Source organism: Xanthomonas populi, from assembly GCF_002940065.1.
Classification (GTDB): Bacteria; Pseudomonadota; Gammaproteobacteria; order Xanthomonadales; family Xanthomonadaceae; genus Xanthomonas; species Xanthomonas populi.
Window position 1 is genome coordinate 1 of sequence record NZ_MDEJ01000120.1, and the last position, 11,881, is coordinate 11,881.

Sequence of the window (11,881 nt, forward strand, 5' to 3'; positions counted from 1 at the left end):
GCGCGCATGGTCGTCAGTCCTTCTATGGCTTAGTCACCTTGAAGACTGCGCCATGCGCGCACTTGTTTCTACACGATGCGGGTGCAACCAGCTGATCTATCTCGGGAAAACGTGGGGAAACCTCAGGCGCAGGTACTGGCTTTGTGTGCGCTGTCCAATCTATGGATGGTGCGCCGGCAGCTGTTGCCGGCTAGTGGATAATGCTGCCTGGCGGCGGTGGAAGCCGCCAGAAACGCGCAAAACCTCGTCTGATAAACCCACCTTGCGCGTTCATGGCGCTCAAGATGCTGGATTCATGCGGCCGGGAGCGTTGTTCAGACCTTCCTTATATCGGCGCGATACGCGTGCAATCTTCAGCATATGCGCGACTGTTCGATTGTCTGGCACTGCATGCATGGAAGTTGCGCATGCGGCACCAGCTGCTCGCTGTGCTACACATCATCATCACTTGCGGGTGTGCTTTGACGCTGATTTTTAGCGAATTGACCATGTATCGAGATGCGTATGCGGCGTGTGCATACGCAATGGTCTGCACGCGCTTTGTGTTAGCGGCTTCGTAGATGTGTTGCCATTTGCGGCGTACGACGAGACGTACTGCAATACAGTAGTGCGCGAGCTGGTCGGTGCGAATTGGCGGAGACAATTGAGCCACGGCGTGTCGTGTCGATATTCGCGTTCGCAACACAATGTCGCTCGCCAATGGGCCGCTTCAAGTTCCAAGTGCAACACCCTTTCAGCCAGTAGGTTATGCACCTGTCAAAACGCTATTGTCCCCTAAGCGCAGAAGCGCGCGCGATGCTCCAGATTCAGGCGCGGCGAGGTCAAAGCCTGCGCTCGATCTCCAGGCTTTTGGGGACAAGCCCGTCGACAGTGAGTCGGGCGGTGGCCAGGCAGGACAGCACGGCCTCTTGCGCGCGCAGTGCGGGGAGACGTTACCGGGGCGTCAGCATAGCATCAGGCGACGACGGCTGCCTCCGGGGACCGACCTGTTTCAGGTGGTGCGTGATCATCTGGTGCTGTGGCGCTGGTTGCCCCCGCAGGAGGTGCAGCAGCGTTTGGTTCCAGGCCCTTGGGAAGGTGACCTGATCAAGGGCGCATTCAATCGGTCCTGCGTCGGCACATTGGTGGAGCGCAAGACGCGCGTTGTCGTGCTGTGCCGGATGGATGGCTGCACGGCGGCAGATGCGCTGGAAGGGGTTAACCGCCAGATGAAAACGCTTCCTGCCTCGATGCGAACGGAGCCTGACCTATGATCGCGGGAGCGAACTGACGCGCTACGCCGAGCTGATGGAGGGGGTAAATATGCATGTGTAGTTTGCCGACCCGCATGCGCCCTGACAGCGCGCAAGCAACGAGAACACCAACGGCCTGCTTCGCCAGTTGCTGCCCAAAGGAGCGGACCTGTCTGGCATCAGTCAGGAATACCTCACTGACCATCGCCTGACTGATGAACACCCGTCCACGGAAAACCCTGGGCTGGACAACACCCAGCGAGGCAATGGAAGAAGAACTTGCAACGTTCACATCACGTGCTGCACGTGAGTCTTGAGACCGCCATCCATTCGTGACTGGCCAAGCCGATGCGACCGGCAATCTGCTCCGGACTGATCTCCTCGTTCAGCAAGACCTCGATTTGTGCTATTCGCTCCGCAGCAATGCGTGGACGCTGGCCAGCCTGCGTGCGCCGATGCTCGCTGAGGCGCTGCGCGTGGTCTGGCAGAGACTGCCCAGCGTGCTGGGTGCGGCGTAGTTCGCGGCTGATCGTGCTGGGTGCACGCTCCAATACACGGGCGATGGCCCGCATCGACATGCCGGTTTCATACAACGCATGCAGACGGTATCGTTCCGGAAGATCCAGGCGGCTGGATGACCTGAGCCACTCCACTTGGCGGTGAGGTCGCTCAGGTCAGGTCGCCTGGATCACGTCACACCCGTTGGTGGTGCGATCCAGAGTTGAAGCCGCCCTGATGTTCAGTATACGAACGCATTGAATCAGACACATCAACCACATGTGGCGCGAAGATTTTTTGCACGCACGCACGCACGCAGTGCGATTGCTGGTAAGCACCGTTGCGATCGCAAAGAACGTCATTCGCAATTGCTGAAGTTCTTCCTGCATTATCAATCCGATTACACGTGTTGCGATGTAAATGCTGCTGCAACAGATCTGGGTTTTCCAGACATTACAAAAGTGCTTTCGGCCCAGGCGATCAACACGCACAGTACGCCGCAAATCATCGGCCCCAATGCGATTGCCACGCCAGATGCGCGTTGTTTCCAGTGCGATGGTCGGATGCGCCGAGTAGCAGTCCGATCAGAGCACTGCCGGCTGCCAGTGCGCGTTGGGCGGTGGCGGTGAGTGCGGCGAATCCGCGGGCCTGCGCTGCGGGGCCATGGCGCGAGGCAAGTTCTGCATGCTGTGCCCAGAGCCATTGCCTGCCACTGCCCGCCGCCAGACCCATGCCGAAGGCCGAGCTGGCATCCAGCACGATGTGTCGAGGCACCACAATGGCAAACACCAATCCCAGTGCTGCCAACGCGGCTCCGCTGACGCCTAGTCGACGCATTGCGACAGTCGGCCAGCGCGCAGCCAAGTGCTGTAAGAAGACGCTGCCTAGCGCATAGGCAATCAACAGCGCGCTACCCCATCCAGCCGAGCCGAGACGCGACGCGACGCGACTGCGCCAGATAAGGTGCCAATTTTGGTAAATATTTGCAGCGCCAACGCCAGCGCTGCGATGACGGCCAACCGCAGCAACTGATCGCGCTGCCACCTTGGCGCAGCTGGCGGCTCTGGAGCGCCTGCAAGCACGTGTGCGTAGGGCTGCAGCGTCTGCCGTAACCGCCACGCCGATAGCAGTGCAATGCTGCCATACAGGGCGACGATCATCAGCGCAGTCGATGCGGCGGTGTGCGTGCCGTCTTTCAGTAGCAGGCCGATCGCTGCGCTGACCAACAACGCGGGCAGCCCGCTACCGATCAGACGCAGCGCACTGACACCGCGCGCACCATGCCAGGCCAACGCCCCAATCCCAACAAGGTGTTATGGGTCGCGTCGCCGATCGCATACGCAGCGCGAAACGGCAGGCTGAGCAGCAGTATGCTGATCAAGCGGATATCGGGCGGAAATGCCGGCGTCACGAAGACCAGCGACAAGGCGACGGCCAGCAACGCAATACCGCGCTATTGCGAACGCCCCGCGCGGGCCAGGCTGGCCCCAGCACTCCAGCACTCCAGCACTCCAGCACCGCGCTTCGCGACACAAAAAAACAATTCATCGAGCATGCTCCGACCAGCGGCTTACGCGATGGTATCGCGTCATGGATAGCAGCATCGACGCCAGCGCCGATCTGGTTTCATCCCAGACGCCCGCGCACAAACTTGCGCAGGCGTCTGCCGAGCAGAATGGCTATTGCTTTCGCGACCATCGATATCAGCGTCGAAGTCATAGCCCATCCGGCTCTCTTGCAGATGCACAAACCCGCTCGGGCGTCTGTTGGGAAGAGTGGCTGTCACTGCTACGAAGTCGCAGTAAGCTTGTTACAACCGCGCCGCCAACCGACACGCCTGATTGATCGCACGCTTGGCATCCAGTTCGGCGGCGACGTCCGCACCGCCGATCAGATGCGGTTGCTGCGCGTTGGCCTGCAGCGCGGCAAACAGCTCGCGACGCGGTTCCTGACCGGCGCAGATCACCACCGTGCCCACGTCGAGCAGTTGTTCGGTGCCCTCCACGCGGATCCGCAGACCTGCATCGTCCACACCTAGATATTCCACGCCGCCCAGCATCTTGACGCCCTTGGCCTTGAGCGTGGCACGGTGAATCCAGCCGGTGGTCTTGCCCAGACGCGCGCCGGGTTTGCCGGGGCTGCGCCGCAGCAGTCAGACCTGGCGTGCAGGGCGCTCGGGCTGCGGTTTGGCCAACGCACCGCGTGTTTCGAAGCTGGGCTCCACGCCCCATTCAGCCATCAAGCGCGCCGGATCCAGCGACGGCGAGACGCCTTGATGCACCAGAAATTCTCCGACATCGAACCCAATCCCGCCAGCGCCGATGATGGCGACTTTGTCGGCTGCTACATGGCGGCCCAGCACCACATCCAGAGAGTTGACCACCATCGGGTGATCGGCGCCGGGGAAGTCCACCTTGCGCGGCTCGATGCCGGTGGCCAGCACGATCTCATCGAAGTCTTTTAGATCGGCTGCTTGCACGCGAGTGTTCAGGCGTAGCTGCACGCCGGTGGCCTCAATACGGTGGCCGAAATAGCGCAGCGTCTCGTTGAATTCTGCCTTGCCCGGAATGCGTTTTGCGACATTGGAATTGCCCGCCGATTTCATCGCTTGCATCGAACAAGGTCATCTGGTGGCCGCGCTCGGCCGCTACCGTCGCGCAGGCCAACCCGGCAGGGCCTGCACCGACCACCGCGATGTGCTTGGGCAAGCTGGTTGGCGTGTAGATCAGCTCGGTTTCGTGCACCGCGCGTGGGTTGACCAGGCAATTCGCCAGCTTGTTGTCGAACACATGATCCAGGCAGGCCTGGTTGCAGGCGATGCATGTGTTGATGGTGTGGGATTGGCCGGCGCTGGCCTTGTTGGCCCATTGCGGGTCGGCCAAAAGTGGACGAGCCTGCGACACCATGTCGGCTGCGCCGTCGGCCAGAATGCGATCGGCCACTTCCGGCATGTTGATGCGGTTGGTCGCCACCACCGGAATGCGCAGGTGCGGCTTGAGCTTTGCGGTCATGCCGGCAAATGCCGCGCGCGGCACCGAGGCGGCGATGGTCGGAATGCGCGCCTCGTGCCAGCCGATACCGGGAATTGGTGATGGTCGCGCCGGCCGCCTTGATCGCCTGCGCTTGTGCCAGGATCTCCTGCCACTGGTTGCCGTCTTCGACCAGATCCACCAGCGAAAGCCGGTAGATGATGATGAAGTCCGGCCCGCAGGCCTCGCGGATGCGCAGCACGATCTCCACCGCAAAGCGCATGCTGCCGCCCCAGGCCTCGCTGCGCTGGTTGGTGCGTGCGGCGGTGAATTCTTTGATCAGATAGCTTTCCGGCCCCATCACTTCCACGCCGTTGTAGCCGGCGTCGCGCGCCAGCCGCGCGGCACGTGCATAGGCGGCGATCTGCCGATCCACTGCAAGCGCCGACAACGCGAGCGTAGTGAACGGGTTGAGCGGTGCCTTGAGCTTGGACGGCGCCACCGACAACGGGTGATAGGCATATCGCCCGGCATGCAACAGCTGCAGGCAGATCTTGGCGCAGTGCGCGTGCACCGCACCGGTCACATGACGATGCGGGCGCACTTCCCACGGCCACGACAACTTGCCGCCGAACGGCTTGAGCCAACCCACCACATTCGGCGAAAACCCACCGGTGACGATCAGCCCGACGCCACCGGCAGCGCGCTCGGCGAAATAGGCAGCCAGCTTGGGAAAGTCGCGTGCGCGGTCTTCAAGACCGGTGTGCATCGACCCCATCAGGAGACGATTGCGCAGTTGCGTAAAGCCCAGATCGAGCGGGCTGAACAGGTGGGGAAGGGCGAGTCAAGCAGGCCGGTGGCGGGCGATACTATATGGATCCGCTAGCGTACGGAGTGCGCACGATGCAGGCAAACGGGCGTGCCGGCAAGTATTGGCGCACGCTGCCGGTGCTGTTGGCAGTTCGCAGAGGAGGGCGGGGAGCTATCCAGATGGCTCCGCGCCCGTCGCGGGCCGCGCCTTGCAATAAGCAAGACCACAAGCACACGCAAACGCAGCAGCCGAACTCAACCAGTCACGCCGATCACCAACCCGCCAGTACCAATTTGCCGATCGTGCTGCCGCTTTCCAGCCGTCGATGCGCCTCGCGCAACTGCTGCGCATTGATCGGCGACAGCGTCTCGGTCTGCGTAGTGCGCAGTTCGCCCGCATCGATCAGGCTGGCCGCACGATTGAGAATGCGATGCTGCTCGACCATGTCTTCGGTGGCATAGCGGGCGCGCGTGAACATCAGTTCCCAATGGATACCGATGCACTTGGATTTGTACGGGTCGCCGATCGACAGCAGGCCGCGCGGCTCCACGATCAAGCCCACGTGTCCCTGGGGCGCCAGGATCTGGCCCAACTGCTGCCAGTAGCGGTCGGTATCGGCCAGATTGAGCGCCGCATCCACGCTCTGCAGGCCCAGCGCCTGCAGTTGCGGATGCAGCGGCTGGTAATGGTCGATCACATGCTGCGCGCCCATCTGCCGCACCCATTCGATGGTCTCCGGACGCGAGGCCGTGGCGATCACCGTGAAGCCGGCGTGCCTTGCCAGCTGGATCGCGATCGAGCCAACCCCACCGGCGCCACCGATGATCAATAAGTGGTTGCCACGATTGCGTGCGCCGTCGAAGGCGAACGGCATGCGCTGGAACAACAACTCCCACGCGGTCAGCGTGGTCAACGGCAACGCGGCCGCCTGGGCGAAGCTGAGCGAGGTCGGCTTGCAGCCGGCGATGCGCGCGTCGACCAACTGATATTGCGCGTTGCTGCCCGGTCTGCCGATGTCGCCTGCGTAATAGACCTCGTCGCCCACCACGAACGCAGTGACCTCCGGGCCCACTGCTTCGACCACGCCAGCTGCGTCGTAGCCCAGAATTTTCGGCGCATCCAGCGTTTGCGACTTCGGTGCGCGCACCTTGGTATCGACTGGATTCACCGAAATCGCCTCCACACGCACCAATAGGTCATACCCCGATGGCGCTGCAGGGGTCGGGAGTTCCATGTCAAGCAGCGACTCCGGATCGTCGATCGGCAGATGGCGAGTGAGGGCGATGGCTTTCATCTGGGCGCTCCTGTGGGGGAGTTCAGGGTGCGTTGTGAGGCCGTTGGCCTGCAACCACCAACACCACAATTCAGCTCGGAGTAGGGTTTGCATTCACCAATGTGGTTGCGAGGTCATTCGGCACGTCCACCAGGCAGTCAGTCCGTAAGCGTATTCAACTGGCTTAATTTGGCTGCGGTTCATGCGGGGCAACTGTGCGAACTGAGTGCCCGGTCCTTTCCTTCATTAAACTGTATACGTAGTATTGAATGGGATCGTGGGCCCTGGTGATTGTTTTCACATGTTATATGTCCGTTAACGCGATCTTCACTGAGGCCAGCTTAATCTGCGCCCCGATGGCTCTGGATGTGACGAGCATCTTTACCAAAGAACACGCCTCTATCGGTTTATCTCCCAAAGAAGGAGCTGTATACATGAACAAGAAAATTCTCACTGCCGCGTTGCTTGGCGGCCTGGCGTTTGCCCAGGCTGCGTCCGCGCAGGAGTTCGATGACCGTTGGTACCTGACCGGTAGCGCTGGCTTCAACTTCCAGGACAGCGATCGTCTGACCAATGATGCCCCGTTCGTGACCCTGGGTCTGGGCAAGTTTGTCAGCCCGAACTGGTCGATCGACGGCGAGCTGAACTATCAGAACCCGAACTTTGATGCCAACCAGGACCAGAACTGGAGCCAGTACGGCATCTCGTTCGACCTGCGTCGCCACTTCATCGCTGAAGGCCGCGGCTGGAACCCCTATCTGCTGTTCGGTCTGGGCTACCAGCGTTCGGAAGAAGAGTTCGACGCAACCCCGAACCCGGTGTCGCCGGGCCAGCAGAAAGACGGCAACTTTGCCGCCAAGGCTGGTGTCGGTCTGCAGACCACCTTTGACAAGCGCGTTGCCGTGCGTGCCGAGTTGGCCTATCGCGCTGACTTCAACGACCAGAGCGTTGCTGCTCCGCAGGAAGACTGGTTCGGCGACGTGCTGGCTTCGGTCGGCGTCGTGATCCCGTTGGGACCGGCTCCGTCGACTGCCCCGCCGCCGGCTCCGGCTCCGGTTGCTCCGAGCTGCGCAGACCTGGATGACGACGGTGACGGCGTCAACAACTGCGACGACAAGTGCCCGGCTTCGCAGCCTGGTCAGACCATCGGTCCGGACGGTTGCCCGGTGCCTGTGTCGATCGACCTGAAGGGCGTGAACTTCGACTTCAACAAGTCGACCCTGCGTCCGGACGCACAGTCCATCCTGAGCGAAGCGACCGAGATCCTGAAGCGTTACCCCGACCTGAAGGTCGAGGTTGCAGGTCACACCGACTCGAAGGGTACCGACGCGTACAACCAGAAGCTGTCTGAGCGTCGTGCGACCACCGTGTACGACTACCTGACCAAGAACGGCGTTGATGCGTCGCGTCTGGTCGGCCCGATCGGCTATGGCGAGAGCCGTCCGATTGCTCCGAACGCCAACCCGGATGGTTCTGACAATCCGGAAGGCCGTGCGAAGAACCGTCGTACCGAGCTGAACGTCCAGAACTAATTGGATCGCTAGCTGTTGCATACAAAACCCGGCCTTGTGCCGGGTTTTGTCTTTGTAGGAACCAAAAAAGTGCGTCGAGGCGCCGCCAAACCTGTCTGTGTTGCCATCCAAGCACGGTTCCGGTTGAAACAGCGTTCATCGCTGCCTACACTCGCCGCGTTAACACCAAACTCATAATTGGATGAACCCGATGCTGCGTACTGCCACGGCAGGTTTGCTCTGTCTCGCTTTGATTCCTGCCGCTGACGCCGCTCCGAACTGCGCCGGCAGCACGGTGTCCCAACCGCTGCCGTTGCCTGCCACGGTGATTGCACCGGCGGCGGCTGAGCTCTACACCCGTAGCGTCCAGCTGGGCATGCCCACCGGCGTGCTGGCTCAGCCCTATACCAGCGAGCAGTCGGTAGACCGCGTGCTGCTTCGGTTGCGCGTTGAAGGCTGCCAGGACCTGGCCAAGGTGATTCCGCCCGGCGGCACGCTCAACCCGAACGATCCGGCTGCCTACAACGCCACCACCGCGTTCGACAACACGCCGTGGCGCTTTGACATGAGCCAGAACGGCAAGCGCATGACCGCCGAAGAATTCGATGCCTGGATGAAGGCGCGCGGCGTGCGCGTTGTCAAGGCACGACCGGTCGCTGGCGCGTCTGCACCTGCTGCGGCAGCTGCCGCAGCAGGTGCGGCAGACGCCAAGTCGGTCGAAATCAAGTAATCGGCACGGCCGGGACCGCATGACCCGGCGGCCTCCGCCGGCGACGTCCCGGCAGCGCAAGCGTGGTCCGGCTGGTGCTTCGCGCGCTTCCGGTACGGCCACGGCGACCACCGCGCCACGTCATGGGTTGGCGCGCGTGTTTTCCAAGCTAGGCGTGTGTTCGCGTACCGAAGCGGCACGCTGGATCGCCGAGGGGCGGGTGAGTGTGGCTGCGCGCGTGGTACGCGACCCCGAATATCCGATCCGCGTCGATCAGCAGTCGAGCATCACCGTCGACGGGCAGCCGTTGGCCGGGCCGGCGCGCTGCTATCTGATGCTCAACAAGCCGCGCGGCGTTGTGACGACTGTGCGCGATGAGCAGGGCAGGGACACGGTGTACCGCTGTTTCGATGGCGCCGGCTTGCCGTGGCTTGCTCCGGTCGGGCGCTTGGACAAGGCCAGCGAAGGCCTGCTGCTCTTCAGCAACGATCCGCAATGGGCGGCGGCGGTGACCGATCCGTCCACCGGGCCGGACAAGACCTATCCGTGCAGATCGATTGCCGCCCGAGTGCTGCGCAACTGGCGCAGTTGCAGGCCGGTCTGGCCGATTCCGATCCTGATGGCGATGGGGTGCTGCTGCGCGCCAAGCAGGTTGGCGTGCTGCGCGAAGGCGAGCGCAATGCGTGGCTGGAAATCGTGCTGGACGAGGGCCGCAATCGGCAGATCCGTCGTCTGTTGGTAGCGCAGGAGATCGGTGTGCTGCGCCTGGTGCGGGTAGCGATCGGGTCGCTGGCGATGGGCGAGCTGGGCAAAGGCGGGTGGCGAATGCTTAGCGACGAGGAAGTCAGGGCGTTGAGTGGGGCTCCCGCCAGCGCGCCAGACGCGCGCTGAGCAAGGCGCTGACAACGTCAAATGCGCGTGCGTCGCCGGCACCGTTGGCATCGTGACGGCGACCCTTGGCGTGATTGCAGCTGGCACAGGCCAGGGCGAGATTGCGCGCCGCATTCGGATCGTCGCCGAGCATCGTGCACAGCGCGGCCGCAGCACGACGACCGAACCAGGCCTGTGGCACCACGTGTTCCAGGGTGGCGTGGCCGAGTGGTTCGCCATCTGCGCGCAGCTGCAAGCGCCGACGGCAATGCAGGCAGCGGGTTTCCCAATTGTCGTCCAATAACTGGGCTTGGGCATCGGTGTGCGCCGCCAGCAGTAGCCGTTGGCGCAACACCGCGCGCATCAGTTTTTGATGACGTCGAGTTCGCGGCCGATCTTGATGAACGCAGCGATTGCCTGGTCCAGGTGCTCGCGTGTGTGCGCAGCGCTGATCTGGGAGCGAATGCGCGCTTGCCCTTTGGGCACCACCGGAAAGAAGAAGCCGATGGCGTAGATGCCTTCTTCCAGCAAGCGTTCGGCGAATTTCTGCGCCAGCGGCGCGTCGTACAGCATGACCGGGCTGATCGGATGCACGCCGGGTTTGACGTCGAAGCGGGCAGCGGTCATGCGCTCGCGGAAGTAGTGGGTGTTTTCGACCAGTTGCGTGCGCAGCTCGCCGGCGGCTTCCAGCATGTCGAATGCCTTGATGCCGGCGGCCACCACATGCGGCGGTAGCGAGTTGGAGAACAGATACGGGCGCGAGCGCTGGCGCAGCAGTTCGATTACTTCGCGCTTGGCGGTGGTGAAGCCGCCGAGCGCGCCGCCCATCGCCTTGCCCAGCGTGCCGGTGATGATGTCGATCTGGTCCAGCACGCCCTTTACCTCGGCCGAGCCGCGGCCGCTGGCGCCGAGAAAGCCGGTGGCATGACATTCGTCGATATGCACCAGCGCGTTGTACTTGCGTGCCAGCGCAGTGATCTCGTCCAGCGGGGCGATAAAGCCATCCATCGAAAACACGCCGTCGCTGGTGATCAGTTTGGTCTTGCAACCGGCTGCATCGGCGGCCTGCAGCTGCGCCTCCAGGTCGGCCATGTCGCAGTTGGCGTAACGGAAGCGCTTGGCCTTGCACAGGCGCACGCCGTCGATGATCGAGGCGTGGTTGAGCGCATCGGAGATGATCGCATCGTGCTCGCCTAGCAATGGTTCGAACAGGCCGCCGTTGGCATCGAAACAGGCCGCGTAGAGAATCGCGTCGTCGGTGCCGAAGAACGCGGCGATGGTGCGCTCGAGCTGCTTATGCAGATCCTGGGTGCCGCAGATGAAGCGCACCGAGGCCATGCCGAAACCGTGGCTGTCCAGCGCGTCCTTGGCGGCCTGGATGATGTCCGGGTGGTCGGCCAGACCCAGGTAGTTGTTGGCGCAGAAGTTGAGCACGCTGCGGCCATCGGCCAGCATGATCCGGGCCGACTGCGGGCCGGTGATGATGCGCTCGGACTTGAACAAGCCCTGGGCCTGGATCGTCTCCAGTTCGGCAGCGTAGTGGGCAGTCAGCGCGGCGGGTGCAGTGGTCATGGCAATCGCAATGGACAGGAAGAAGCGCGATTTTAGCGAGTCGCCCCTGAAAAACCCCAAGCATCCAGTCACCGCAACGCGTTGTTGGCGAGATAGGCGTGCCAGAACTACCAGTTTTCGCTACGCGGCATGCTGGTTTCTGGCAATTTCTGCCCACGCGTACACGCTGTCCTGCCGCCGAGTACATGCCTGCCGCCGAGTCGTTTCTTTCGCGCTTGGAGAATCGGATGACCTGCGCCATCCATTGGCGCAACTGAGCCATCGGATGCCGTGGGTAGCGTTGCAACAGGCACTTTCGCCGCGCTTGCCGGCCACTCCTGCCGGTGGCGGCCGGCCTTGCCGGTGCGCTTGATCGAGCGGTTTGCTGTCCCTCAAACACGCCTACGACCTGTCTGAGAAAGCGGTGTGCGAGCGTTGGCCGGGAAACCCATACTGG

The 11,881-nt window shown here is 62.5% G+C and carries 11 protein-coding genes and 5 pseudogenes; 5 read left to right on the top strand and 11 right to left on the bottom strand.

The features are described from left to right. Positions 1–753: 753 nt before the first annotated feature. Positions 754–1,549, top strand: a pseudogene (locus XpopCFBP1817_RS24085) (IS30 family transposase). A 6-nt stretch (positions 1,550–1,555) separates the two neighbouring features. Here XpopCFBP1817_RS24085 and XpopCFBP1817_RS16285 read toward each other — a convergent pair. The 9 genes and pseudogenes from XpopCFBP1817_RS16285 to XpopCFBP1817_RS16300 form a co-directional block, all read right to left on the bottom strand. Beyond that, positions 1,556–1,885 (bottom strand): annotated as a pseudogene (locus XpopCFBP1817_RS16285) (transposase); the annotation flags it as partial. 349 nt (positions 1,886–2,234) lie between these two features. After that, positions 2,235–2,567, bottom strand: a complete 333-nt coding sequence (locus XpopCFBP1817_RS22220; protein ID WP_208619645.1) for a hypothetical protein — start codon at positions 2,565–2,567, stop codon at positions 2,235–2,237. A gap of 62 nt (positions 2,568–2,629) precedes the next feature. Continuing rightward, positions 2,630–3,022, bottom strand: a complete 393-nt coding sequence (locus XpopCFBP1817_RS22225; protein ID WP_208619646.1) for a hypothetical protein — start codon at positions 3,020–3,022, stop codon at positions 2,630–2,632. Further along, positions 2,980–3,171 carry a hypothetical protein gene (locus tag XpopCFBP1817_RS22230; protein ID WP_208619647.1) on the bottom strand — a complete coding sequence of 64 codons (192 nt, stop codon included), beginning with the start codon at positions 3,169–3,171 and terminating at the stop codon, positions 2,980–2,982. The genes XpopCFBP1817_RS22225 and XpopCFBP1817_RS22230 overlap by 43 nt, the downstream gene beginning before the upstream one ends. Positions 3,172–3,540: 369 nt before the next feature. After that, a complete protein-coding gene (locus XpopCFBP1817_RS24090) occupies positions 3,541–3,789 on the bottom strand; it encodes a hypothetical protein (RefSeq protein WP_244171207.1) in 249 nt (82 codons plus the stop codon). A gap of 93 nt (positions 3,790–3,882) precedes the next feature. Beyond that, positions 3,883–4,335, bottom strand: a complete 453-nt coding sequence (locus tag XpopCFBP1817_RS24095) for an FAD-dependent oxidoreductase (protein ID WP_244171208.1) — start codon at positions 4,333–4,335, stop codon at positions 3,883–3,885. After that, positions 4,244–4,765 carry an NAD(P)-binding protein gene (locus XpopCFBP1817_RS24100; RefSeq protein WP_425479124.1) on the bottom strand — a complete coding sequence of 174 codons (522 nt, stop codon included), beginning with the start codon at positions 4,763–4,765 and terminating at the stop codon, positions 4,244–4,246. The genes XpopCFBP1817_RS24095 and XpopCFBP1817_RS24100 overlap by 92 nt, the downstream gene beginning before the upstream one ends. Positions 4,766–4,871: 106 nt before the next feature. Next, a pseudogene (locus tag XpopCFBP1817_RS24105) lies at positions 4,872–5,477 on the bottom strand (oxidoreductase); the annotation flags it as partial. A 304-nt stretch (positions 5,478–5,781) separates the two neighbouring features. Next, entirely contained in the window at positions 5,782–6,804 is a 1,023-nt protein-coding gene (locus XpopCFBP1817_RS16300; RefSeq protein ID WP_128417915.1) for a zinc-binding alcohol dehydrogenase family protein, read from the bottom strand. Positions 6,805–7,217: 413 nt separating this feature from the next. On the opposite strand from XpopCFBP1817_RS16300, the gene XpopCFBP1817_RS16310 reads away from it, so the two are divergent. The 3 genes and pseudogenes from XpopCFBP1817_RS16310 to XpopCFBP1817_RS16320 all read left to right on the top strand — a co-directional run bounded on the left by XpopCFBP1817_RS16310 (position 7,218) and on the right by XpopCFBP1817_RS16320 (position 9,894). Further along, entirely contained in the window at positions 7,218–8,315 is a 1,098-nt protein-coding gene (locus tag XpopCFBP1817_RS16310) for an OmpA family protein (RefSeq protein ID WP_023902839.1), read from the top strand. Between the two features lie 190 nt (positions 8,316–8,505). Next, positions 8,506–9,024, top strand: a complete 519-nt coding sequence (locus XpopCFBP1817_RS16315) for a hypothetical protein (RefSeq protein WP_128417916.1) — start codon at positions 8,506–8,508, stop codon at positions 9,022–9,024. Positions 9,025–9,043: 19 nt separating this feature from the next. Further along, positions 9,044–9,894, top strand: a pseudogene (locus XpopCFBP1817_RS16320) (pseudouridine synthase). Here the strand turns inward: XpopCFBP1817_RS16320 and XpopCFBP1817_RS16325 are convergent. Both XpopCFBP1817_RS16325 and kbl read right to left on the bottom strand, forming a co-directional pair. After that, positions 9,848–10,237 carry an HNH endonuclease gene (locus XpopCFBP1817_RS16325; RefSeq protein ID WP_128417917.1) on the bottom strand — a complete coding sequence of 130 codons (390 nt, stop codon included), beginning with the start codon at positions 10,235–10,237 and terminating at the stop codon, positions 9,848–9,850. The pseudogene XpopCFBP1817_RS16320 and the gene XpopCFBP1817_RS16325 sit on opposite strands and share 47 nt — an antisense overlap. Then, the gene (gene kbl, locus XpopCFBP1817_RS16330; protein ID WP_128417918.1) at positions 10,237–11,445 is read right to left on the bottom strand and encodes a glycine C-acetyltransferase; all 1,209 of its coding nucleotides are present in this window, start codon (positions 11,443–11,445) and stop codon (positions 10,237–10,239) included. Before kbl ends, XpopCFBP1817_RS16325 begins: the two co-directional genes overlap by 1 nt. A gap of 185 nt (positions 11,446–11,630) precedes the next feature. Between kbl and XpopCFBP1817_RS16335 the strand changes: the two are divergent. Next, positions 11,631–11,881 (top strand): annotated as a pseudogene (locus tag XpopCFBP1817_RS16335) (transposase); the annotation flags it as partial.